The sequence below is a fragment of the Acetobacter syzygii genome (assembly GCF_000964225.1).
GTDB classification, from domain to species: domain Bacteria; phylum Pseudomonadota; class Alphaproteobacteria; order Acetobacterales; family Acetobacteraceae; genus Acetobacter; species Acetobacter syzygii.
The window spans coordinates 21604-45880 of record NZ_BAMZ01000006.1; the positions used below are offsets into that span (position 1 = coordinate 21604).

At 58.3% G+C, this 24277-nt stretch carries 19 protein-coding genes and 1 riboswitch; of the genes, 13 read left to right on the plus strand and 6 right to left on the minus strand.

Annotation, left to right across the window (positions count from 1 at the left end):
• Nucleotides 1-5: 5 nt before the first annotated feature.
• A complete protein-coding gene (locus Absy_RS02190; protein WP_048853134.1) occupies nt 6-995 on the minus strand; it encodes a tyrosine recombinase XerC in 990 nt (329 codons plus the stop codon).
• Between the two features lie 100 nt (nt 996-1095).
• Between Absy_RS02190 and Absy_RS02195 the strand changes: the two genes are divergently transcribed.
• On the plus strand, nt 1096-3357 hold the full coding sequence (locus Absy_RS02195) for a primosomal protein N' (RefSeq protein ID WP_048853094.1): 2262 nt from the start codon (nt 1096-1098) through the stop codon (nt 3355-3357).
• Between the two features lie 41 nt (nt 3358-3398).
• Here the strand turns inward: Absy_RS02195 and yajC are convergent, their stop codons facing one another.
• Nucleotides 3399-3743, minus strand: coding sequence for a preprotein translocase subunit YajC (yajC, locus tag Absy_RS02200; protein ID WP_048853095.1), 345 nt, complete (start codon nt 3741-3743; stop codon nt 3399-3401).
• Nucleotides 3744-3875: 132 nt separating this feature from the next.
• Between yajC and Absy_RS02205 the strand changes: the two genes are divergently transcribed.
• From Absy_RS02205 to folE, 6 genes are all read left to right on the plus strand, one after another.
• Entirely contained in the window at nt 3876-4745 is an 870-nt protein-coding gene (locus Absy_RS02205) for an ATP-binding protein (RefSeq protein ID WP_048853096.1), read from the plus strand.
• A 114-nt stretch (nt 4746-4859) separates the two neighbouring features.
• A complete protein-coding gene (locus Absy_RS02210; protein ID WP_048853097.1) occupies nt 4860-5966 on the plus strand; it encodes an aromatic ring-hydroxylating oxygenase subunit alpha in 1107 nt (368 codons plus the stop codon).
• On the plus strand, nt 5959-6945 hold the full coding sequence (gene mutT, locus Absy_RS12845) for an 8-oxo-dGTP diphosphatase MutT (RefSeq protein WP_048853098.1): 987 nt from the start codon (nt 5959-5961) through the stop codon (nt 6943-6945). The genes Absy_RS02210 and mutT overlap by 8 nt, the downstream gene beginning before the upstream one ends.
• 109 nt (nt 6946-7054) lie before the next feature.
• Nucleotides 7055-7134: riboswitch (SAM riboswitch) on the plus strand.
• Nucleotides 7135-7252: 118 nt separating this feature from the next.
• Nucleotides 7253-8461 carry an O-succinylhomoserine sulfhydrylase gene (gene metZ / locus Absy_RS02220; RefSeq protein WP_048853100.1) on the plus strand — a complete coding sequence of 403 codons (1209 nt, stop codon included), beginning with the start codon at nt 7253-7255 and terminating at the stop codon, nt 8459-8461.
• Nucleotides 8462-8690: 229 nt separating this feature from the next.
• Complete coding sequence (apaG, locus tag Absy_RS02225; RefSeq protein ID WP_048853102.1) at nt 8691-9161, plus strand: Co2+/Mg2+ efflux protein ApaG; 471 nt, start codon at nt 8691-8693, stop codon at nt 9159-9161.
• A gap of 19 nt (nt 9162-9180) precedes the next feature.
• Nucleotides 9181-9789: a GTP cyclohydrolase I FolE gene (folE, locus tag Absy_RS02230; RefSeq protein ID WP_048853103.1), complete on the plus strand. Its 609-nt coding sequence runs from the start codon at nt 9181-9183 to the stop codon at nt 9787-9789.
• Nucleotides 9790-9871: 82 nt separating this feature from the next.
• On the opposite strand, the gene Absy_RS02235 is transcribed toward folE, so the two are convergent.
• Both Absy_RS02235 and moaB read right to left on the minus strand, forming a co-directional pair.
• Nucleotides 9872-10450 carry a DJ-1/PfpI family protein gene (locus Absy_RS02235; RefSeq protein ID WP_048853104.1) on the minus strand — a complete coding sequence of 193 codons (579 nt, stop codon included), beginning with the start codon at nt 10448-10450 and terminating at the stop codon, nt 9872-9874.
• Nucleotides 10443-10997: a molybdenum cofactor biosynthesis protein B gene (moaB, locus tag Absy_RS02240; protein ID WP_048853105.1), complete on the minus strand. Its 555-nt coding sequence runs from the start codon at nt 10995-10997 to the stop codon at nt 10443-10445. The genes Absy_RS02235 and moaB overlap by 8 nt, the downstream gene beginning before the upstream one ends.
• Before the next feature lie 214 nt (nt 10998-11211).
• Between moaB and Absy_RS02245 the strand changes: the two genes are divergently transcribed.
• Nucleotides 11212-12672: a carbohydrate porin gene (locus tag Absy_RS02245; RefSeq protein WP_048853135.1), complete on the plus strand. Its 1461-nt coding sequence runs from the start codon at nt 11212-11214 to the stop codon at nt 12670-12672.
• Here Absy_RS02245 and Absy_RS02250 read toward each other — a convergent pair whose 3' ends face one another.
• Both Absy_RS02250 and Absy_RS02255 read right to left on the minus strand, forming a co-directional pair.
• On the minus strand, nt 12673-15351 hold the full coding sequence (locus Absy_RS02250) for an AAA family ATPase (RefSeq protein WP_048853106.1): 2679 nt from the start codon (nt 15349-15351) through the stop codon (nt 12673-12675). It abuts the gene before it with no gap.
• The gene (locus Absy_RS02255) at nt 15348-16496 is read right to left on the minus strand and encodes a metallophosphoesterase family protein (RefSeq protein ID WP_048853107.1); all 1149 of its coding nucleotides are present in this window, start codon (nt 16494-16496) and stop codon (nt 15348-15350) included. Before Absy_RS02255 ends, Absy_RS02250 begins: the two co-directional genes overlap by 4 nt.
• 281 nt (nt 16497-16777) lie before the next feature.
• Between Absy_RS02255 and Absy_RS02260 the strand changes: the two genes are divergently transcribed.
• Genes Absy_RS02260 through Absy_RS02280 form a run of 5 tightly spaced genes read left to right on the plus strand, consistent with a single transcriptional unit; the run spans nt 16778 to nt 24242 of the window.
• The gene (locus Absy_RS02260) at nt 16778-18862 is read left to right on the plus strand and encodes an FUSC family protein (RefSeq protein WP_048853136.1); all 2085 of its coding nucleotides are present in this window, start codon (nt 16778-16780) and stop codon (nt 18860-18862) included.
• A 1-nt stretch (nt 18863) separates the two neighbouring features.
• Nucleotides 18864-19064 (plus strand): DUF1656 domain-containing protein, encoded by a 201-nt coding sequence (locus tag Absy_RS02265; protein WP_048853108.1) that lies wholly within the window; start codon nt 18864-18866, stop codon nt 19062-19064.
• A 15-nt stretch (nt 19065-19079) separates the two neighbouring features.
• Complete coding sequence (locus tag Absy_RS02270; protein ID WP_048853109.1) at nt 19080-20042, plus strand: efflux RND transporter periplasmic adaptor subunit; 963 nt, start codon at nt 19080-19082, stop codon at nt 20040-20042.
• A 44-nt stretch (nt 20043-20086) separates the two neighbouring features.
• On the plus strand, nt 20087-20857 hold the full coding sequence (locus Absy_RS02275; protein WP_052945681.1) for a DUF4097 family beta strand repeat-containing protein: 771 nt from the start codon (nt 20087-20089) through the stop codon (nt 20855-20857).
• A gap of 49 nt (nt 20858-20906) precedes the next feature.
• Complete coding sequence (locus tag Absy_RS02280; RefSeq protein ID WP_048853110.1) at nt 20907-24242, plus strand: efflux RND transporter permease subunit; 3336 nt, start codon at nt 20907-20909, stop codon at nt 24240-24242.
• The last annotated feature ends 35 nt before the right edge of the window (nt 24243-24277 follow it).

Consider the following 24277-nt stretch of genomic DNA (forward strand, 5'->3'; position numbering starts at 1 on the left):
AACCCTCAACCTTCTTTTTTATGCGCATTACGTTCCATTTGCGCACGCGGATGCGCACGCGTCCAGACATCGAGTAACCGCGCCTCGTCCGCCAGTGTGTAACGTTGCGTTGTGGACAGGCTGGCATGGCCCAGCAGCTCCTGAATAACCCGCAAATCCGCCCCGCCTTCCATAAGATGCGTTGCAAAGGAATGGCGGAGGGCATGGGGGGTCACATGGTCTGGCAATCCATTGCCTATCCGCCACTCCCGCATGGCTTTTTGGGCAATGGCGGGTTGCAGGCGCCCCCCCCTTACCCCCACAAAAAGCGGGCTATCGGGTGCTGGAGCCGGGTGCCGCCTGCGCCATGCTTCCAGCGCTGCACGCACAACGGGCAGAACGGGCACCAGCCGCTCCTTGCTGCCTTTGCCACGAATGCGCAGAACACCATCCGCGCTCATGCTGTGCAGGTCTGCCATATTCAGGTTCAGCGCTTCGGAAATCCGTAACCCGCAACCATACAGCAGCAAAAAAAGGGTCGCATTGCGCTGCTCTTCCATGGGGGTATGGGCCATGCTGGCAATATCTTCCGGGGCAGCCAATGCATCTTCCCTCCCCAGGGGGCGGGGGAGTGTTTTTTTGGTACGGGGCAGCCGGAGTAAAGAGATAGCCGGATTCTCCACCCCTTCCCTGCGCGCCAGATATTTAAAAAACGACCGCAAGGCGGACACACGGCGCGCGCGGGTCCGTGCAGCCTGATCGGGCGAGGTTTTACGCGCAAGCGGCCTGCTGGCCTGCTGCTGGGCCTGAACCTGCTCATGCGCAAGCCATGCCCTGAAGTCACGCAGGGTAAGGCTACCCAACCCCTGCATGTTGGGCAGCCCCCCCATATGCAGGGTCATGAATGCCAAAAACCGGGCCAGATCCCCCCTATAGGCATCGATGGTTCGCAACGATGCCCGCTTTTCCACCGCCATCCATGCCAGAAATTTCTGTACCGCGTCCTCAGCCGTCATGCTCATAGTGCTCCCTGCCCTTCCAATACTCTACGTTTGAACAAAACGCCCGGCAAACACCCCCTGTTCTTTGCACGCCTGCACGCTTAAACAGAAAAACATGGCCCAAGCACATCCTTCTCTTTTTACACATGGTTCCGGCGCTGACCCGGCCCCTGTTGGAAGCCAGCGTGTGCCTGTGCTGCTGCCCATGCCATTTGCAGGGCCGTTCGACTACAAAGCACCTGCCTCCATGGCGCTCCAACCGGGCGATATTGTGAGTGTGCCGTTAGGCAACCGGCGCGAAACAGGAGTGGTCTGGGACACACACAACACCCTGCCCCCCGATCTGGCCCGCCCTCCTTCCGGTAAAACCGTGGCGGACAACCGCCTGCGCTCCGTGGCCGAACGGCTGGAACTTCCACCATTAAATGCAGAATTACGCCAGTTTGTGGACTGGGTGGCCGCCTATACCCTATCCCCCCCCGGCATGGTGCTTGCCATGACCTTGCGCCTGCACATGAAAGGCTCCACACCCACACCAGCAACCGGATGGATAGTACAGCCCCCCCCCGCAGAACTCCGCCTGACCCCGGCCCGGCAAAAAGTTCTGGCTCTTATGGCAGATGGTGTGGCCCGCACCACAACCGATATTGCCAGTGCTGCGGGGGTAAGTGCTGGCGTGGTCAAAGGGCTGGCGGATGCAGGAGCATTACGCACGATCCTGCTGGAGCCTGAACGGCCTTTTGCCCAGCCAGACCCGCTGCACCATCCCCCCGTGCTGGAAGGTGCACAAAAAGAGGCAGCGACCGCCCTGCGCCAGAGCGTCAATGCCAGATGCTTTTCCGTTACCCTGCTGGAAGGGGTAACAGGTTCCGGCAAGACCGAAATCTACCTTGAAGCCATTGCCGCCTGCCTTGAGCAAGGGCAACAGGCCCTTGTGCTACTGCCTGAAATTGCCCTGTCCGCCCAATGGATGGACCGGTTTACACGCCGTTTTGGCGTACGCCCTGCCGTATGGCACTCCGAAATCGGGCAAAAAGCCCGCCGCCTGACATGGCTGGGTGCGGCGGATGGTTCTGCCAGAGTGGTGGTTGGCGCACGCTCAGCCCTGTTCCTGCCCTTTTGCAACCCCGGCCTGATTATTGTGGATGAAGAGCACGAATCCCTGTTTAAACAGGAAGAAGGCGTGATCTACAACGCGCGGGACATGGCGGTGCTCCGTGGCAGGCTGGCGGGCTTTCCCGTTGTTGTGGTCTCTGCCACACCCAGCCTTGAGACATTGGCCAATGCCGAGGCCGGGCGTTACCAGCGCCTGGTACTCCCCACCCGCCACGGCGGTGCAAGCCTGCCCCAGACTCATCTGCTCGACATGCGCGCAGCCCCACCCCCACGCGGATTGTTCCTATCCCCCCAACTGGTGGAAGATATTGCCAGCACATTGGCGCGCGAAGAGCAGGCCATGCTCTTCCTCAACCGGCGCGGATATGCCCCGCTCACCCTCTGCCGCACCTGCGGCCACCGCATGGAATGCCCCCATTGTACAGCGTGGCTGGTGGAACACCGCAACCGCCACGTTCTGAGCTGCCATTACTGCGACCATACGGAGCCAATGCCCGCCGTATGCCCAACCTGCAAAAGTGAGGACAGCCTGACCGCCATTGGACCGGGGATCGAGCGCATAACCGAGGAAGCACGCCAGCTTTTCCCCGATGCGCGTATCCTTGTTATGTCGAGCGATACACTGGGCGGGCCTGCGGCGACAGCAGAAGCCGTGGCCAAAATAGCCCGACGCGAGGTGGACCTGATTATAGGCACCCAGATTGTGGCCAAGGGCTGGCACTTCCCCCACCTTACGCTGGTTGGCATTGTGGATGCGGATCTGGGGCTGGGGGGAGCGGACCTACGCGCAGGGGAGCGGACCATCCAGCTCCTGCATCAGGTCGCAGGGCGCGCAGGGCGCGCCTCCACGCCGGGGCGGGTTGTGCTGCAAAGCTACACACCTGAGCATCCGGTTATGCAGGCTCTGCTTTCGGGGGATTTTGACCAGTTCATGGAGCAGGAGGCCGAGCAGCGCCGCCCCGGATTCTGGCCCCCTTATGGCCGACTGGCCGCCCTGATCATTAGTGCGGACACACCCCAGGCCGCAGATGAGGCCGCAGCCCAGTTTGGGCGTACAGCACCTTATGGTGAGGGTATTCAGGTTCTGGGGCCAGCCCCGGCACCACTGGCCATTTTGCGGGGGCGACACCGCCGCCGCCTGCTGCTGCGAACATGGCGTAGCATTGCGGTCCAGCCCATTCTGCACCGCTGGCTAGGGCTGGTGCAGGTCAGCAGGCATGTCCGGGTTGAGGTGGATGTGGACCCCGTCTCTTTCCTTTAACGCCTGCCCCGAGTGCCCGCTACGCTGGTGGATAGATGCGCTTAGTCGTTGGCGGGTTTGGCTGTGCTGGTCAGCACGGTGGAAATGGTGTCCCGCATGACCATAACGCGCACGTTGGGAGCAATTTCCACTTCAACTTCGTTCGACTCTTCCTTTGTGCGCTGCACAACACCCACAACACCGCCCGCAGTAACAATCCGGTCACCACGACGGAGGGACTTGAGCTCTGCCTTCAGCTGCTTCTGGCGCTGCTGCTGCGGGCGAATGAGCAGGAAATACATAATGGCAAAAACAGCCACGAACGGCAGAAAAGACATAATCCCCGAAGCACTGCCAGAGCTTCCGGCTGTCTGGGCGTAAGCAGCGGGGATAAGAAAATTGGACATAAGGGTACAGACCTTCAACAATGGCTGGTTGCGAAAACAGAAGAAGTGACCATAATTTTCAATCCTCCCGCGTCAAGCTCCCATGCTGACGAAAGACCGCCAGAATGACCTTAAAGTAAGGAATAAAAGCCGATGGACCAGACCCTGCTGCCAACTTTGGACCGTATTGCCTCGGCTCTGGAGCGCCTGTCCCCTCCCCCGGCAACACTTGATGGTGTGGATACGGCGGATGCTTTTGTCTGGCTGCCAGAGCGCGGGCGGTTGTTGCCCATACCCCACGTTGCCCATGTGCGGGTGGACCTGTTGCAAGGCATAGACCTGCAACGGCGGATCCTGCTGGAAAATACACGCCATTTTGCCCAAGGGCTTTCCGCCAATAATGCCATGCTGTGGGGGGCACGTGGTATGGGCAAATCCTCTCTGGTCAAGGGCGCGCACGCACTGGTCAATCTGGTGGATGGCAAACCCTGCCCCCCCGGCACCGGGCGTGTTGCCCTTATAGAAATCCAGCGCGAGGATCTGACGACCCTGCCGCTGCTGCTCAGCTTACTGCGCGAAAACCCCCGCCGCTTTATTCTGTTCTGCGATGATCTGTCGTTTGAGAAGGAAGACCGCGATTACAAAGCCCTTAAATCCGTACTCGATGGGGGCATTGCCGGACGGCCGGATAACGTTCTGTTCTATGCCACATCCAACCGCCGCCACCTGATGCCGCGCGACATGATTGAGAATGAGCGCTCCACCGCCATCAACCCTTCCGAAGCCACGGAAGAAAAAGTTTCCCTCTCCGATCGGTTTGGCCTGTGGCTCGGCTTCCATGCCTGTGAGCAGGATACCTATACGGATATGGTTAAAACCTATGCGCACGAACGCAACCTCCCCATAAGCGAAGACGTTCTTCTGGCCCGTGCCAACGAATGGGCCATAACCCGAGGCAGCCGCTCCGGCCGTGTGGCGTTCCAGTTCATGGAAGCCCTGACAGCCGAACTGGCTGCACATTAATTTGGCCAACTTATCCTCTGTAGTCTTGCATCTGACAAAGCTATGAGTTGAGATAACATTCGCAAATAGCAGCATCGGCCTGATGCTGCGGGGGTTACCTTGATTCGAGGCGAAATGAACCAGACAGTACCGCCCACTTCTGACGATACGGCTTTTGACGCTGAGACCCGCTCCAGCACAACGGACATCCGCAGGGTCCGTTCCAATCCGGATTACTGGTATCCGGTTGCCTGGTCGCGCGAGCTCAAGCCCGGCAAAACCATTGGCACCCGCTACGCAGGCACGCCCATAGCACTGGTACGGCCCGTGGATGGTCCCGTATTTGCGCTGGAGGACCGCTGCGCCCACAGGCAGGTACCACTGAGCAAAGGCGTTGTTTCTGGCAGCTCGGTCAAATGCTGCTACCACGGCTGGGCCTATGGCCGCTCTGGCCGGTGCATTGATGTGCCTTATCTGGGCAAGGGCAAGCTCCCCAACGGGGTCCGTACTTTTCCCTGCCGCGAACAGAACGGTATGATCTTTGTCTTCCCCGGCGACCCGGAAAAAGCCCAGAGTGTTCCCCTGGCCCCACATTTGGCCAAGGCCGATAACCCCGCATACAAAACCCGCTATTTTGGCCGCAAGGTCGCCTGCCACTACAGCTTCATGCATGAAAACCTGATGGATATGAACCACCAGTTCATGCACTCCAAGCAGATGGGACAGATGAAGCCCCGCTTTTTGGGCCAAAAGCGCGAACCCGGGCTGGTAGAGGCGCGCTACAGCTTTGCCCGCACAGGGGGCAAACAACCTTTTGGTGAAGCGCTGATCTTTGGTGAACGGCGCGATGCGTCGGAAAAATTCCAGCACCGGGATGTTATGACCATCCGCACGGAATACCCCTACCAAACTCTGCGCATCCAGACCGGGGATGAAGACCCGGTCATGGACCTGTGGATTGTGTACACACCCCAAAGCGCGGATGAGCTGACCAACCGGACATTTGGCCTGCTCTCGGTCAAACGGCCGAAAATTCCCGGTATTCTGGATATGGCATGGCCCCTCCTTGTTGCCTTTACCGAGCGGATTTTTGCTGAAGACCGCGAAATTGTGGAACTGGAGCAAAACGCATGGCGCGAACTTGGCGGAGACCATAACGTAGAGGTCTTCCCGGTTATTAACGCGCTCAGGGCTCTTCTGGTCGAATGTGGCATTCCCCCTGCCAGCGAGTCCCATGCCTGACACAGGACCTTTGTTGCTGGAGGCTGGCCCCTGCCTGCTACGCCCCCTCCAGCCGGATGATGCGACAACCCTGCACCACCTCGTCAATGACTGGGAGGTGGTGCGGATGCTCAGCCGCCTCCCCTTCCCCTACCCGCGGGATCTGGCGGATAGCTGGATAGCCTCAACATGCCAGATGCAGGCAGAGGGCGAGGGCTACCATTTTGCCATTACCGCCACCGATGGTACTTTTTTGGGCTGCATTGGTGTCCGGCTTCACACATTGCCTCAGGCTGGCCGTATTGGCCTGCTGGGTTACTGGATTGGACGCCCCTACTGGGGGCAGGGCATTGCCACCCACGCGGCCACCCGCATAACCCGCTGGGCTCTTGCCCATCTGGACATTACAGCCCTGCGCGCCACTGCCGCACAGGATAATCCTGCCTCCATTAAAGTGCTTGAACATGCCGGATTCCGCCAGTGCGGCACAGACCGGCAGATGTTTACCGCACGCGGAACAGAACTCCCCGTTGCCGTGATGGAAGCCAACCGGAGTGATCTGGATATGCGTAGCACCCCCGCCACCGCACAGCCCGCACCACGCAAACTTGTGCTGGTATCCGCCGCCGCACTGATTGATGCGCAGGGCCATATTCTGCTGGCCCGCAGGCCAGAAGGCAAAAGCATGGCCGGATTATGGGAGTTCCCCGGTGGCAAGGTGGAAGCGGGGGAAACACCCGAGGCCGCTCTGGTGCGCGAACTGCACGAAGAACTGGGGCTGGACATGTCGCGCGCATGCCTTGCCCCCTTTACCTTTGCTTCCCACGCATACCCGACATTTGACCTGCTGATGCCCCTGTATATCTGCCGCCGCTGGCAAGGCACCCCTACCCCGCGGGAAGGGCAAAAACTGGCGTGGGTCGCACCGGCTGACCTGCGCAACTACGCCATGCCGGAGGCAGACCTGCCCTTTATTCCGCTCCTTGAAGAACTGCTCTAGTCAAAAAACCACCAAAAAATTATGTAAAATACTGCTCAAACGGCATAAAATACGTTCTTGACGAATGATAAGGACTAAGATTAACCAGAAGGCAGAATGTTTCCACAAGGAGACCTTCCCTCGTGATTTGTTCGGCCGGCTTGCGGCGAGGTAAAAGAAACGCGCTAAAGAGGCTTTGACGGCGCGCATTATCCGACGTCATGGTTTCCACGGTCAGTTTGAAGCGAATAAGCCCTGCGGACAGACGCAAGTCCTGCGCCTGCCCCCATGGCTTGGATCAGGCACGAAAGAACCGGATACTAATCCCATGAGTGATAACCAGACTTCTTTTTCCCAGACGTGGCGCCCTGCTACGCGTCAGCTCCATGCCGGTCTGGAGCGCACCGAATATGGTGAAACCAGCGAGGCGCTCTTTCTGACCTCCGGTTTTGTGTATGACAATGCCGAACAGGCCGCCAAAACCTTTACAGGTGAAGTCACACATTACCAGTACAGCCGCTTTGGCAACCCCACGACCGCAGCGCTTGAGCGCCGTCTGGCTGATCTGGAAGGGGCAGAAGCCTGCGTAACCACAGCCACTGGCATGGGAGCGGTTTCCTCCGCTCTGCTCTCCCACGTAACCGCTGGCGGACGTGTTGTGGCCTCGCGCGCGCTGTTTGGGTCCTGCCACTGGATTGTCAACAACCTGCTCCCCCGCTACGGCGTGGAAACCGTGTTTGTGGATGGCGGCAATCTGGCTGAATGGGATGAAGCTCTGTCTGTCCCCACGGATGCCGTGCTGCTGGAAAGCCCATCCAACCCCATGCTCGACATTCTGGACATTGCCGCCATTTCCCAACGCGCCCACAAGGCCGGGGCCATTGTGATTGTGGACAATGTGTTTGCTTCGCCCATTTTCCAAAAACCTCTGGAACTTGGAGCAGATGTGGTTGTGTATTCCTGTACCAAGCACATTGATGGTCAGGGCCGTGTGCTGGGTGGGGCCGTACTGGGCCGCAAGGACTGGATAACCGAAACCCTGCAACCCTTTACCCGCAATACGGGCAACGCGCTCTCGCCCTTTAATGCGTGGATCATGCTCAAAGGGCTGGAAACCCTCTCCCTGCGTGTGGAAGCCATGGCCCGCAATGCCGCAGCCGTTGCGGATTATCTGGCATCGGCTCCGGGGATCAAGCTGGTGCGCTACCCCGGCCGCAAGGACCACCCACAATACGAACTGGCTCAACGCCAGATGAGCGGCAATGGCACACTGGTCGCATTTGCGGTTGAAGGCGGGCAAAAAGAAGCCTTTGCCTTTATGGATGCTCTCAAGCTGATCGCAATTTCCAACAATCTGGGCGACTCCCGCTCGCTGGTAACCCACCCGGCAACAACCACCCATTCCAAGATCAGCCCGGAAGAACGGGCAGCCCTTGGTATTACGGATGGTGCAATCCGCTTTTCCGTCGGGCTGGAAGATAGCGCGGACCTGATTGATGATCTGGCACGCGGCGTAGCAGCACTTAAAGCCCTATAAACCGCAATATAGCTCCAGCATAAACCATACCTCCCCCGGAACAGACCAAAACCGGGGGAGGACAATACTGCCCATCTGGTGGGGCAAGTAACGCCCGGCAGAGTTTATGCCGCTTTGCACAACAGACTTGTTCATGATACTGCCACGCTCTTCGCAGCCAATGCGAACCTGGCGTACGGAACGGCTGGTCTGGCCGAACCTTTTTCCATTTTGCAGGAGCTGGAGACCCATGGCCGACTGGGCCGTTGCCCCTCTTCCACAATCCCCGGAAGATGCTCTGAACGAACTGTTTTCCCCCCTCCCCGTGTACGAAGCCATTACCGAGGGCATTCGCATACAGGTGCAGGTCTTCTGGCTGCCTGACCAGTCGGAACCGGATGAGCATACTTACTGCTGGGTTTACCGCATCCGTATTGGCAACGACCGCAGCAAGCCGGTGCAGCTGCTGGAGCGGACATGGCATATTACCGACACATCCGGCCGCACGGAATATGTGCATGGAGAAGGCGTGGTGGGTGAACAGCCCGTTATTCAGCCCGGCACATTGTACGAATATACGTCCGGGGCATCCCTTTCCACGCCCGGCGGGTTTATGCGGGGATCTTTTCTGCTGCAAAACACTGCTGATAAAACGCGGTTTGATGCCACCATCCCCGCCTTTAGCCTAGACAGCCCTTTTCAGAACCATCAGCTCCAATAACCTGAAGCAGGAGAGCAGCATGAGCGTGCCTGAGCCTAACACCGACCGTCCCACCCAGAAAGAAGCCGAACAGGCCGTGCGCACCCTGCTGCGCTGGGCTGGGGATGACCCCACGCGTGAAGGTCTGCTGGACACACCTGCCCGTGTTGCCCGTGCTTACACGGACTTTTTCTCCGGGTATGAGATTGACCCCGCCAACCTGCTACGCCGGACTTTTTCCGAAGTTGATGGGTATGACGAAATTGTCCTGCTGCGTGACATCCGGTTTGAAAGCCACTGCGAACACCACCTTGCTCCCATTATTGGTCGTGCGCATGTTGCCTACCTGCCCCGGCAGCGTGTGGTTGGCATTTCCAAACTGGCACGTGTGGTGGATGCGTATGCCCGCCGGCTCCAGATTCAAGAACGCATGACCGCCCAGATCGCCAACACCATCAATGACGAGCTGGAACCCCATGGTGTGGCGGTTATTATTGAATCCGCACACGAATGTATGACCACCCGTGGCGTACACAAACCCGGTGTATCCATGGTGACCAGCACCATGCTGGGCGTATTCCGCGATAATTCCGACACACGGCGCGAGCTGATGGCCATGCTCAACCGCCCTGCCGTAAGCGATTACTAAAAACCATACCGGCCGCCGCTTTTTCTGGCGGCAAAGGTTTTGCGCTCCTGCCCGCGCACACCGGGCAGGAGCGCAACCCCGCTTAAATGCTGACGTTCGCGCCAAGCACCTTTAAAAACTGTGCAAGCCATGCCGGATGGGCAGGCCACGCGGGCGCACTGACCAGTTCGCCATCCGTTACGGCATCCGTTACCGCAATATCGGCATAAATCCCGCCAGCCAGCTCCACTTCCGGCTTACATGCCGGATAGGCCGAAACCGTCCGCCCCTTAATAACCCCTGCCGCCGCCAGCAACTGTGCCCCATGGCAGATGGCAGCCATTGGCCGGTCCGCAAAGGCCCGCACAATTTCCAGCACGCGCGGGTTCAGGCGCAGATACTCCGGGGCACGCCCGCCCGGCACAATCAACCCCAGATATTCGTCCGTATCGATCGCATTAAAATCTGCGGTCAGGGTAAAGGCATGACCGGGCTTTTCGCTGTAAGTCTGTGCGCCCTCAAAATCATGGATCGCGGTCAGAACCTTGTCCCCCGCCTTTTTGTCCGGGCAGACCACATCCACCTTGTAACCCAGCATGGACAGGGCCTGATAGGGGACCATAATCTCGTAATCTTCAACATAATCGCCTGCCAGCATCAGCAGCTTTACATCATCAGTCATGGTGTGTGTTCTCCTTCAGTCCTTCACGCAGGCGGGGCATCAGCTCCACAAAGTTGCAAGGCCGGTGGCGGCTGTCGAGCTGGAAAACCAGAATATCATCCCAGCCATCCTTGACTGCTCCGGTCGAACCGGGCAGCGCAAACAGGTATGTCCCGCCTGCTACCCCCGCAACCGCACGGGACTGAATGGTGGATGTGCCAATTTTTTGGTAAGATAGCATTCTGAAGAGTTCACCAAACCCTTCAATCCGCTTTTCCATGACCTGCTCAAACGCCTCTGGTGTTACGTCGCGCCCGGTCACACCCGTGCCGCCGTTGGTAATGACCACATCGACCAGCGGATCAGCGATCCATGCGCGCAGTTGTGCTGCAATCAGATCCGTATCGTCAGAGACAATGGTACGGGCGGCAACGCTGTGCCCCGCTCCTTCGATCCGCGCCACAAGAGCGGCACCGGATGTATCCGTTTCCAGCGTGCGCGAATCCGAAACAGTCATAACCGCAATACGCACAGGCAAAAACGGTCGGTTCGTATCAATTTTGGACATGGCTGACTGTTATATCTCCGCAAGTATGATGCAAAAACGCATCAGAGGAATGAATAATAGCCGTTTGAGGCAGAAAATAACCAAACAACGGCAACCTTTTGCCTGCAACGACCTAAAAAAACATTTAGGGATTGGGCTTGTTCCACCCCGATAAACCATGATTGATCTTTTGGCTCACGCCAAAGACCAATCCAAAGACAACAAAATTGGGATCATGACCAAACGTATTTTTTTTCCTTTTCGCGCCTTATGGCTTTTCGTCTTCCTTCTCCCTCTTCTGGCAGCGGCTGTGCCAGCGCGGGCGCAGCTCCTGCCCGGTGGCAACAGTTCTATTGGTCTTTTACCCAGTCTGGAAGTTGATAACGAGGCCAATCTGGTCGAAGATCCCGCGCCCCTGTTTTCCGCCCCTTATGGCAAGGACCATTTTTTTGGGAACTGGGGTGGCGCACAGCCTTGGCTGCTGGACCACGGCATTCATATTCTGGCAGACGTGCATGAGGAACTTGCGGGCAACTTCCGCGGTGGTCGCAAACAGGGCGTGACCAATGCGGGGCAGGTTGGCGTTGAACTGGATGTGGATTGGGGCAAACTGACCAATACCGATCTGTTCAAAAATTTCTGGACCCACATGATGGTCGTTAACGGCCATGGCCGGAACCTGAGCACCGACTACATTGGGGACTCCATTGGTGGCGTGCAGCAGATTTATGGGGCACGCGGCAACGTGGTCGCACATCTTGTGTACCTGTATGCCGAGCATTCCTTTTTTCATAACCATCTGGACATCAGCGCAGGCTGGATTCCGCCGGGCAGCTTTTTTGCGGCGTCTCCCCTGTTCTGCATGTACATGAACGTTGCCATGTGCGGTAACCCCGCCCCCACCAAATACACCGAAGGTGCCCGTGACTGGCCATCGGGCAATCTGGGTTTTGTGGTGCGCGCCATGCCTACCAGCGAAACCTATATTATGGGTGGGCTTTTTGCGGTGTCCCCCCATGCTTTTAACGGCGGCATTTCCGGCTGGGCATGGGCGCAGGATGGTCTGGGCAAGTTCTCCTCCCCCGTGGAAGTGGGCTGGCTGCCAAAATTTGGCAAACACCACCTGAACGGCCACTATAAAGCTGGTTTTGGTTATGACAATTCCAGCTACCCCGACCTGCTGGAGGACATTCATGGTAACCCATGGATTACAAGCGGTATGCCCAAACGCTACCGTGCAGGCCGCGCCAGCGCATGGGTCATGGCCGACCAGATGCTGGTCCGTAATGGCGATGGCCCAACCAACGGCCTGATCGCCCTGGCTGGCTGGATGTGGGCAGATGGGCACACAACGGCCATGTCCCACCATATTTGGGCAGGTATGGTAGAAACCGGGGCAGCATGGGGCCGCCCGATGGACAGCATCGGTGCCATGTACCAGTGGGAACTGATGAGCCGCGCCTCCACCTTGCAGCAGGAATACGCCGTAAGTGCTGGTGTTCCCTTCCCCTCCAACCAGTGGGGTACGGTATGGGGCATTCAAACGCACGAGAACATTTACGAAGTGTTCTACAATGCCCACGTTGCTCCGGGCATTTCGTTGCAGCCGGACTTCCAGTACATCAATCGCCCCGGTGGCAGCACCGTCTTCCACGATGCAGCCGTTATGGGCCTGCAGTTCAACGCGGTTCTGTAATTAACGCGGAGCCATAAAATGCTCCATCGGGCGCAGGCTTAACATCCTGCCCCGCAAGGGAGCAAACTGCTCCGCGTGGCAGGTCAGCAGAATGATCTGCAACCGTGTTGCAGCAGCGGACAGCACATCAAACAGGGTTTCCAGCCGTTGGGAGTCAGAAAAACTCAACGCGTCATCCAGCACCAGAATGGCTGGAGCCCCCCGTTTATGCAGCAGCTCTGCAAACCCTAGCCGCACCAGTACGGCAATCTGCTCCCGTGTTCCATCGGATAAGTCCTGCACGGCCTCCGCACGCTGGCGGGTTAGGCCTGTCAGGGCAAACTGGGTATCCATTTCCAAGGTTACGCCATGGAACAGGGCCGAAAAAGCAGGCTGCATAGCTTGTACCAAAGGCGCCAGATACCGCTGCGTCTGTGTGGTTTCCGCCCGGATGAGCGTGCTTTGCAACAGGGCAAGAGCGGCTCTTTCCCGCTCACAGGCGGCCTCTTCACTTTGCAACTGTGCTGCGTGCCGTTGTGCACCGGCCAGTTGCTCATCCAGCCCTTCTCCCTCAGCCTGACGGATGCGTGTTTCGCGCTCACGCTTGTCCATGGATAGAGTCTTGGCCTGCTCACGCGCTTTGTCCATATCCTGCTCGCGCCGCATAATCCCCTGTTCGACCACAGCCAGAGGGGCCTCCTGCTGGCGCGTCTGGGCTATGCGGGCCAGTTCCGCCTGTGCCTGTTGCCGGTCCTGTTCAATTTGAACCGCATGGTTCAGAAGGGTTAGGTCAGATTCCTCCGTATGCCATGCCATCAACTCCCGCTGGTAGCGTTGCAGGGCCTGCTGCTGTTGCCCTGCCTGCGCCAAAGCCTGCTCCAGCCGGGTGTGCGCCGCATGGCGCTGGGCCAGCGCATCCTGCTCCTGCTGTCGGGCTAAATCCGCCTGCTGCCCTGCATTCTGTTCCATATGGGTGGCCTGTTGCACATCCAGACCAGCTCCCTCTTCCTCCGGCGCATGTTCCTGTTCGCCCTGTTGGCGTGCAAACAGGGCTTCCCGCTCGTTCAGCGCAAGGCGCAGAGCCGCCAAGGTTGCGGCAGCTCCACTGGCATCGGGGATGGACAGGAGCGCCATGCACACAGCACCAGCCTGTGCAACCTCGCGCTCGGCCTGTTTACGGACCTCATGCTGGTGTTCTGCCTGCTCCACGCTCTGGCAGCCAACCTCTTGCAAAATCTTGTCCAACGCAGCCTGCGCCGCCGCCAAATCGGTCTGAAGGGTAGCGCTCTGTTGGGTTGCAGGGGTTATGGTAAAGTGCCCCACCCCTTCCACCACCAGTTCGGTCACACTGGTCAGTAGCTGAGGTCCAACCGGGCAGGGCTTGCCATTCAACCGCACACGGGCCTGTGCCTCCGGCTGCACATCTGCAACAAAGCGCGTGGCCTGCGCCTGTATACGCACCTCGGCCTGCTGCACACCCTGTACGGCTTTGGCCAAACGGCGCATAAAAGCGGGATCTACGGGCATAATGGCCAGATCGGCCTGTGCTTTTTCCAGCCGTGCATATGCAGCCTGCGCACGCTCGAATACGGCACGCTCCTGTTCCAGCGCCTGCTGGTTACGGGCCCGTTCCACCCTTTGCATGGCGCGGGTCAGCACCGCCCTTGCCTGCCGGTGCTGCTGCGTGGCAGCCACAAGCCTGTTTTGTGCCTCCACCAGATTCTGGTCCGCCACCTGCGCCCTGCGGGCCAGATCCACCTGTTCGGCTTGTGCATGGGCCAGATGCTGCTCCAGACGAGCAATCTCCCCCTTATGGGCCTGGCGGCGCTCCTGTTCAGCCTGAATGGCCTGCAACCTTACATCTGCCTCGCGCAGGCAGGCCTGTGCCACCTGTTCTTCTGCTGCAAGGCCACGCAGCTGGTCCCGCGTTTGCCTGAGACCTGCCAGTTCCTCCTCCGCATGCCTGCGTCTTTCGGGGCTTTCGCTCTCGCGCAGCATACGGCGGGTCTGCTCCAGCGCCTTGATATCCTCCTCCAGCGCATGTCTGCGGTCTATCAGGAATGCCACCTGCTGCCGGGCTTTTTCGCTCTCTTCCTGCACCTGCCGTAAGCGGCCGGTTACCTTGCCTGTGGCTGTCTGGTACTGGGCAAGCTGCCTGTTGACCAATGCCAGCACAGCACCGGCCTCTGCCGTGCCGGTTACACCTTCCATGCTCTGTTGCAGGCAGTTTTGCAGGCTTGTGCGCCCCCCACCCAATAAGGGAGGCTGCGTAAAGCTCTCCCCCTGCGCAACCAGAAGGGCATTCCACAATCCGGCCGCCTCGCTTTTGCTGGTTTTTTCCAGCTCAAACAGGGCCTGTAAGCGCTCTTCCGCCTCATCACCATCAAAGCGCTCTGCCCCCAGATCAAGGCGGGCAAGCTTGCCGTTACCAAATTTTTTCTCCAGCCAGCAGGACTGCCCCTTCCATTGGAAAGCAACCCCCACATGGGGCGATCCTCCTCCGTAAGGGAACAGGTCTTTAACTGGCTGGGCCTTGGAACTATGCCGCAACGTCAAAGCTGCACGGAGCGCCATAAGAACGGTGGATTTACCTGCCTCGTTATGGGCTGCCAGAATATTCAGCCCTGCGCCAAGCCCTTCAACCCGTACGGGGGAGGCAAAGCGACGTACGGCTTCGATCTGAATATCTGTCAGGATCATGCTGTTGCCCTCCGCACTTCTCCCCACAGCAGAAACAGCCTTTGCAGCGCCTCCTGCGCCACGGCTGCCTCTGGCCCTCCAGCCTGCACCTGTTCCAGTAGCGCCAAGGCAGCCTCCCTCACGGGGCCACCAACACCCAGCATATCCAGATCATCCGGTCCAGCAGCCAACTGGGGTGCACCGGACAAACGCAGGCAGGTCACAGCACTCCGTAAACGGCGCTCAATCTGGTTTTCGTACAGTGCCAGTTCCTCCACCCCCAACATGCCCGCAACTTCCAGCCATGCCAGAATGGTATCGGGCTGGTCAGGCGCTATGGCGCGCACCCTGTTTTCCAGCGCATCTATGTCTGCCCGGCTGGTCAGCACCACGTTCTCCAACTTACGCCATACAAACCGGCCAGTTCTGTGCTGGTTGAGAACGGGGGGAGCATTCGGGCCATCAAACGTGACCACCACACATTCCCCACCCCCAGCACCACCTGTGCCAAAACGGTCCACCTCCGGTGTACCGGAATAGACCGTGCGCGCGTTGATCTGGCAAAATCCATGCCAGTCCCCCATGGCCAGATAAGCCAGACCGGCTTTTGCTGCCCGGTCAATGGCTATGGGGTTATGCTGGGCCTCGTCCCCTTGACCAAACCCGACAACCGAACCGTGCGCCACCCCAATACGCAAAGCGCCTTCAGGCGTGGGAGCCTGATCCATATAGGCCGTAAGGTCGGATACGGTGTGCCGCCGCTGCAGAACGGCCGGTAAAAGCCAGGCATTGTGGCCGCTATCCAGCAGAACAGGCCCGGATTGCAGGTGCAGACTGACGTTATCTGGCACCGCATGATCGCGTTGCAGGCGATGCCACACACCTTGTGGCGTATGCGCATCGTGGTTACCGGGTATAAGGTGCCACTGTATGTCCCCAAACTGGCGCATACGCTCCATTGGCTGGCGCAATGTACGCTCGGATGGTGTTTCGTGCTCATATACATCGCCAGCAACAAGCACATGCTGCGCGCCCTCCTGCCGGGCCAGCGTGCCTATCCGCTGGATAACATTCAGCCGCTCTGCCTGAAGCGCGCCCAATGCCTCGTCATCCACAAAGCTGAAGGTCCGGCCAATCTGCCAGTCGGAGGTATGAACAATTTTCATACACAGTGTTGTGCCCGCTCCACCAATAGCTCGACAAGGCAGAATATGGCATGGTGCTCCGTCATCAGGCTGATGCCACGCATGGCTGTTCGGTTTGGGCCGGAGTTGATGCGCCACATGATAGTGTGCAGGCTTATGCTTCAGGTCTGGTGCGCGCTTGGTGCAATACCAAACGCTGGGCAGAACTTTTCTCAAACATTATATTTTATTTTAATATACATCTAACAGTCTGGATTCGGGGGCAATTCCACCTCAGTGGCCACAACAAAAGCAGAACCGGAATGACCGCCGAGAAAACAGCTTTTATGCACAGACCCGCGTGGAAGGGGTGGTTCCTCCAGCTTCCACCATCCGTGTTTTCCCCCGGTTGGTTCCTGTTTTGCGTGCGCACGTGGCTGTCCGCCGTTCTGGCCCTGACTACCGCCTTCTGGCTCCAGCTTTCCTCTCCCGGCACAGCGGCTGTTACGGTTATGATTCTGGCCCAGCCGTTGCGTGGACAGGTGCTCTCCAAAGCGCTGTACCGGCTGGCTGGCACCATTATTGGGGCTTTTGTCGCGCTCTTCCTGACCGCCTGCTTCAATCAGGAGCGGGGAGTTTTTCTGGGCGGTGTGGCGCTATGGTTAACGCTATGCACCATTGTGGGCACTCTGGAGCGGGATTTTCGGGCGTATGCCGCCATGCTTTCGGGCTATACGGTCGCCATTGTGGGGATCAGTTGCATTGATAACCCGGCAGGTATTTTTGACGTTACGGTTAACCGTGTGTCCTGCATTGTTGTGGGAATTGCCTCCACCGCTGCGATTAACGATATTTTTGGCTCCCCAACAGCCTTTGAAAAACTGACCGCCAACCTGCGCCGCACATCGGACATGGTGCGCCGCATTGCCAAGGATGCGCTGGCAGGCCACAGCATTCCCGATAGCATGGCCTGCGCCGGACTGGCGGGGGAAATTATTGCCCTGACCTCCCAAATTTCCTTTGCCAAAACCGAACTGCCCGATGCACGCCTGCGGCTTGCCGGGGCCCGCTCGGCCATGGTGGCGCTGCTGGAAATGCTCTCGTGCAGTCAGGCCATTGCGCTTGTTCTACGCAAGGGAGAAGTCTCGACCACGGTGCTCAAGCATATCCGTGATGCTTTTGGCGATGGTACGCCCGTAAATTCCCCCGCTCAGGCCGTGCATGATCTGGAAGATCTGGCGCGCGAGGCCCATACGAACGAACTCAGCCTTGGTCCAACCCTGGATGAGGCCTGGCTGATCGAACGCTCCATGGCCCTTTTATCCGATGCGCGGTGGGCGGTGGATGGCATTGACGCATTTGAACATGGCCAACGTGCCAGAACGCAGGCTCCAGAGCTTAAAATTGAACAGCATGATGACGTGATTGCCGCATTGCTGAACGGGCTGCGCACACTCATTGGTTTTTCCGTTGCCGCGGGCCTGTGCATTATTTCCGATATTCCAGCCACATATTCCGCCTTGTCTCAGGTTGCCATTATCCTGACCCTTGCCGCCACGACCTATAATGTACGTGGCTTTGGCATGGGGGCCCTTTTGGGCACGCCACTGGCTATTTTTGTCGCAGCGGTGCTGAACTTTGGCATCCTGCCCAAAGGGGCGGATATGCCCTTTTTGGCCATGGCTATTATTCCGGTGATTTTTGGCGGATGCCTGCTGCTGATGCACCCGAGAACGGCCACCATCGGATTTAATGCCGGCGTCTTCTTCTTTGTTATTTTAGGCGTTGCAGACCAGCAGAATTACGAACCATCGGCTTTTATAGATCGCAATGTGCTTTACCTATTTGCTGCGATCATCATCTTTATTTCGCTGGTGTTGCTGCTCCCACCCTCCGCATCGCGCAGGCGGTTCCGGGTTGGCATTACCATAGGGCATGACCTGCTGCTCCAGTTTGAAGGCCACGGCGAGCAGGCAGGTTCCGCCCTGATCAGCCGCCACTATGACCGGCTATGCCGTATTCTGGAATGGAACCGTTACCTGCCAGCCAACAAGGCCCGCCAGCGGGTTTTTGCCCGCCTTGCAAGCCTGGACACCCTCAATCTGGAACTGGCCCGCGCACGCCGCCACCTGCAACGTGCTGCCACCATTCCCGCCATACGGCTGGATGCGGAATCTGCCTATCGCGCTACCATTATTTACAATGTGGATGCTGCTCTGGTCCGTATGCGGCACAAGGCCCGCATTCTGCTCGACCATGCCATTGACCTGCCCCACGGTCAGATGGCTACGGCACTGGCAGCTGTTTCTGCCATGGTGGGGGCAATCCGCCTGCTGGAACACAACCGTTCGGCCCTGCACCTGTATGACCTGCTGCCCATACCCGACCAGCAATGGAAGGCCCGCTAACATGCAACTTCAACCTGTGCTGGATATTGGCGGCCTGCTTGTTTCGTCCTTTGTGGTACATGCGGGGCTGGCCATTGCCACCCTGCTGGCACTTAATCCGCTTTTAGCCAAGGTGCGGGCCCGTCGTGTGGTCTGGAACCTGCCGCTGGCCGAATTTGGCATTCTTATCTGCCTTATCGGCCTTTACACCATCCTGCTGTGAAAGGGCTTTTCCGCCGTGTTTGAACGTGCGCGCCGCCTTCTGCAATTTGTGACGACCGGCATTATTCTGGCCATTGCGGCCGTGGTCTGCCTTGTGCTGTGGGATTATTACACCGCCGCCCCCTGGACCCGTAACGGTCAGGTCCGTGTGCAGGTCGCCGATATTGCTCCGCGTGTTTCCGGCCAGATTATTGATGTAAAGGTCCGAGATAACCAGTTTGTCCACGCAGGCGATATTCTGTACGATATAGACCCTTTTGACTTCAAGGTGGACGTTGCCTCTGCCACCGCTCTGGTCAATGAACGACAGGCCGACATGGTGCTCAAGGCATCGCAGGAATACCGGCGCAACAACCTGACCGATGCCGCCGCATCCCGCGAGGAAAAGCAGGTGTTCCAAGCCACGGCGGAAGTTGCCAAAGCCCAGTATGCTTCGGCCATGGCGGCTCTTTCCCAGGCAAATATCAACCTTGATCGAACCCATGTCCGCAGCACGGTTACGGGCTATGTGACCAACCTGATCATGCGCGTGGGGGACTACGCAACAGCAGCCAAACCCAACATTCAGGTCATTGATGCCTCGTCCTACTGGGTGGATGGTTATTTTGAGGAAACCAAAATCCGCTCCATTCATATTGGGGACCGGGCACGGCTGGACCTTATGGGCTACCGGCAGCCCATGTGGGGGCATGTTACAAGTATTACACGCGGGATTGCCACACCCAACGCCACCCCCTCCACACAGGGGCTGCCCTCGGTGGACCCGGTTTATACATGGGTGCGACTGGCACAGCGTATTCCGGTCCGGGTGCAAATAGACAGTATTCCTCCCGGTACGCAGCTTGCCGCAGGCATGACGACCACCGTGACCATTGTTGGCAGCAAGGGCAAACGCGCACATGACACGCTAAGCGAAGCACTGGACAGGCTGCATGACGCACTCATGGGCGGCACAGGTGGCAGCGGCACACGGCACTAGGAAGAGTATGGACGCCCGCCCCCCATACTGGCACAAATGCCAGTATGCTTAATTGTGCCTCTCCGTTCCCGTTTGCCCTTACGCTCTGTGCAGCAGGCCTGTGCCTGACTGCCCCTGCCCTTGCGCGGCCCATACCCGGCCAGCGGGTGCAGGTCAGCGCACCCTGCCTGAACAGCCTGCATGTTGTAACGGACGCAGCCTTATCCGATGCAATTGATCTTCGTGGTGCGGATCCTGCTGCCCTGCAAAGTTCCACAGCCCCGGATGGCACCATAACCCTTACGCAAAAAGGCTGCCCCGCAGGAGGCAACCTGGAACTGCGCACTCCCGCTGCCATGCCACTTGCGATTGACAGCCCACAGGCAACACGCATTGTTATTGATAACCGCTCGGGGCCTATGTCCATCCGGTCCGGGTCTGGTGCGATCGATATTGGCAGAAGTGGACCGATTGATCTGGCATCGGACTCATCTGGTGCCATTACCATTGGCACGCTGGCGGGTTCCGCACGCCTGCGCTCCACGGTATCGGCCCCTATTGTCATCCATCAGGCCAATGCTCCGGCACTCGCAGTGTACCTTGCTGGCACAGCCAGCCTGAGCGTGCCAGCAGGCACACTCAAGGCGCTGGACATTAACAATGCCGGGCAAGGGAATGCCAGCTTTGGGGGTACCACGAGTGTTGCGGCCCTGCATGTGCAGGGCAAAGGCAACATTAGTGTGCGCAAGGCCACAGGCACGCTGGCAACAGAACGCGATGGAGCGGGGCGGATAGACGTTAATCTTCCCCCACCTTCTACCGAACAACAGAACTGAAGACAGCCGAGCAAGCTTTTTTCCCGCAAAGCCACAAGGAGCCCTGCCGGTGTCGATCAGTCGGCTGTTTATTATGCGCCCCGTTGGCACAACCCTTATGGCGGTTGCGTTTGTGGTGGCTGGCCTGTTTGCATACCGCGCCATGCCGGTGGCGGATCTGCCCAATATTTCCGTGCCGGTTATTTATGTTATTGCCTCCCAGCCCGGCAGTTCGCCGCAGCAACTGGCCAGTGCCGTGACCACTCCGCTGGAACGGCGGCTTGGCCAGATTGCAGGGATAAGCAGTATGCGCTCGGATACGACAGATTCCAGCGCTTTTATTCTTTTGTTTTTTGATAATAACCGGGACATCAACGGAGCCGCACGTGATGTGGAGGCCGCCCTGCGTGCTGCCCGCGCGGATATGCCCAACACGTTGCTTGACCAGCCACAGTATTACAAGGCCAATCCTTCTGACAGCCCTATTATGGTGGCAGCTCTTACATCTGCCACCCGCAGTGTTACCGCCCTGCGCGATCTGGGAGAAACCCACCTTAAACCCATGCTGGCAGGTGTTAAGGGAGTAGGCTGGGTCGATGTGGTCGGCTCCGACAAGCCCGCCATACGGGTGGAGGTCAACCCCCAGCTCCTCTACCAGTACGGCATCGGGTTTGAGGATGTACGTTCCGCACTGGCTTCGGCCAATGCCAACACCCCCAAAGGATTTATAGAAACCGGCGGCCAGCGCCTGATGCTGGAGACCAATGATCAGGCCCATAGCCCCGAACAATACCGCGATCTGGTTATTGGTTACCGCAACAACCGGCCTGTGCGGCTGAACAGTGTTGCAACCGTCCGCTCCGGCCCACAGAACGAACGTACCGCGGGGTGGTACAACAAGCAGCCCGCAGTACTGGCCATTATTCGCGCACAACCGGGCACTAATGTTATTGAGGTTACAGACGCCATACGTGCTCGTGCAGCCCTGCTCCGCAATGCCCTACCAGCGGATGTGGCATTTACGCTGGTTTCCGACCGATCCATTTCCATCCGTGGTGCGCTGGAAGATACGCAGGAAACGCTTTTGGGCTCCGTGCTGCTGGTAGTGCTGGTGGTGCTGGCATTTTTACGGAGCTGGCGCTCCACCTTTATTCCCGCGGTTACGGTCCCTGTCTCGCTGGCGGGGTCGCTGGCCTTTATGCATCTTCTGGGATTTTCACTGGACACGCTCTCGCTCATGGCGCTGACCATTGCCACTGGTTTTGTGGTGGACGACGCCATTGTGGTCGTGGAAAATATTGCACGCCATATGGAAGAAGGCATGGGCCGCGTGCAGGCAACTCTGCTTGGTGCGCAGGAAATTGGCTTTACCATTCTTTCCATTACCATTTCACTCATTGCCGTATTTTTGCCCCTGCTGCTGATGGGCGGCATTGCAGGCAAGATTTTTTTTGAATTCGCCATGACCCTGACAATCGCTGTCTCGGTATCTTTTTTTCTGGCAATTTCCCTAACCCCCATGATGTGCGCGCACTTATTGGAAGTGCATCCGCCAACCCATACCGGCCCTGCCAGATCGGCCAATCCGTTTGTGCGGGCAGCGCACCTTCTGGCCGATGGTACGGACCATGCTCTGGCATGGATGATGCGCGTATACCGCCGCTCGCTGGATGTGGCCCTGCGCCACCCATGGCTTACGCTGCTCTCCCTGCCCCTGAGCTTTGTTGCCACAATCGGGCTGGTCGTCATTATTCCCAAAACCGTTTTACCGGCAGAAGATATTGCTCTTTTGCAAGGCTATCTGAGCGTGGACCAGACATCCTCCTTTGCTGCCATGTCCGCCAAAACCCGCAAGGTTCTGGATGCCATGCAGGCCGCACCGGGGGTTGAAGGAGTTATTGGCTTTACGGGGGAAGATGCCGCCAACGAAGCCGAGGTGTATGCCCAGCTCACCCCCAAAAGCCAGCGCACACAAACGCCGGAAGCCATTGCCACGCACATCCAGCAGGCAGTCCGCACCATACCCGGACTGACAGCCAGCATCTCCAATGCCGGGGACATTAATGGTGGTGGCCAACGTGTACATGAAGGGGCCTACAGCTTTGTTTTTCGTAGCGAGAACGAGGCCGATATTGACCAATGGGTCCCACGCGTTACCGAGGCTCTGCGCAAAAGCACCGTTCTGACCGGAGTCAATAGCCACACAACCGGGCATGGTATGGCGCTGCACGTTCTGATCAACCGCGATAATGCAGCCCGCTACCTGATAACACCGCAGCTTATTGGCAATGCCCTGTACGATGCCTACGGCCAGCGCACAGCCTCCAGCATTTCTACCCCGCTCACCACGTATTATGTGATCATGGAAGTGCAAAAGCAGTTCCGTGATAACCCGGAAATGCTGAAAACCCTTTGGGTCTCTACCGCAGGTGGTACCGCATCTGGTGCCGTGGCATCCAATACCATACGGGTTAAAAAACCGACTGATGCCACAGACAGCCTGAGCGCCTCCCTGTCCGAACAATCCTTCCGCAACGCCATTGCCAACCGGCTGGCGGGTGGGGGCGCCGGTGCATCCAATGGTTCGGCGGTTTCCTCTTCCTCCGAGACAATGGTGCCCCTCCCCACGGTCTCGCGCATTGCCAGCGCACCAACACCGCTACAGGTCAGCCATGAAAACGGATTTGTCTCCGGAGCGCTCTCCTTCGACCTTGCCGCGGGGCATTCGCTGAGCGAAGCCGAGGCGGAAATTCGCAAGGTCATGCGTGATCTGCACGCCCCCGAAAGCCTGAAGGGAGATTTTTCGGGCGAAGCAGGTGACCTGCACAAAGACCTTGTGAACGAACTGCTGGTGTTTGTGGCAGCCATTGCCACCATGTACATTACACTTGGCATTCTGTACGAAAGCTATATTCAGCCGCTGACCATTCTTTCCACCCTGCCTTCTGCCGCATTTGGCGCAGTGCTGACCCTGTGGCTGGCAGGTCAGCCTTTTTCGTTGATCAGCATGATCGCCGTGATCATGCTTGTGGGGATTGTGAAAAAAAACGCCATTCTCATGATCGACTTTGCCCTTCATGCCGAGCGCACACAAAACCTGCCCCCGCATGAGGCCATAAAAACAGCGTGCCTGACACGCTTCCGCCCCATACTCATGACCACAATGGCAGCAGCCTTTGCCGCCATTCCCATGATTATTGGCCAAGGCTACGGCGCAGAACTGCGCCTGCCGCTGGGCATTGCCATTCTGGGCGGGCTAGCGACCAGCCAGTTGCTGACCCTTTACTCAACACCCGTTGTTTATCTGCTGATGCACCGGCTTGCGGCTTTTACGCAAAACAAGGTCAGTTCCCTGCAGCACTGGCTGGCACACGACCGGGGCGCACGTTCCAACACCGCACCATAACGCGGCGGGCATTGCATGGCCTTTCTGCCCAAAAG